Raw genomic sequence first — 524 nt, 5'->3', positions numbered from 1 at the left:
GATAAAGAACGACACAAGTTTATGGGGCTATAGCTCAGCTGGGAGAGCGCCTGATTTGCATTCAGGAGGTCAGCAGTTCGATCCTGCTTAGCTCCACCACTCTTTACCGAAAACACTTACTTTGTAAGTGGTCGTAATAAATAACTTATCGTCGATGTAAAATCGACTTGTTATTTATCTACTCGCTAAAGTAAAGAGAGTAAGTCGCTTAGGCGCAGATAAACTGAAGGCTTGTAGCTCAGCTGGTTAGAGCGCACCCCTGATAAGGGTGAGGTCGGCAGTTCAAGTCTGCCCAAGCCTACCAATTCTACTTGGTTTTGCTATTTTCAATCGCTGTGATACTCATGTGCTAGCGCACACTGCGTTTCTCGCGTTGAAACTACCTTCACCAAACGAATTGGACGAATGCTTAAGTAGTGTGTCAATTGATAGTGAAATCCTAATGAATATTTACTTTTTAAGTAAGCATTGATTAGGGTTTTTTACCCTAAGGATGATAGTACTGCTTTTGCAGGAAACATCTA

General features: G+C 42.0%; 2 tRNA genes. Both read left to right on the top strand.

What is annotated here, in order from left to right:
- Nucleotides 1-23: 23 nt before the first annotated feature.
- A tRNA-Ala gene (locus tag AC27HD_RS18855) sits at nucleotides 24-99 on the top strand.
- A 128-nt stretch (nucleotides 100-227) separates the two neighbouring features.
- Nucleotides 228-304, top strand: a tRNA-Ile gene (locus AC27HD_RS18850).
- Nucleotides 305-524: the final 220 nt, after the last annotated feature.

Source organism: Alteromonas sp. 4NS20-0143, from assembly GCF_057542855.1.
This window is presented reverse-complemented; position numbering and strand designations above follow the sequence as displayed.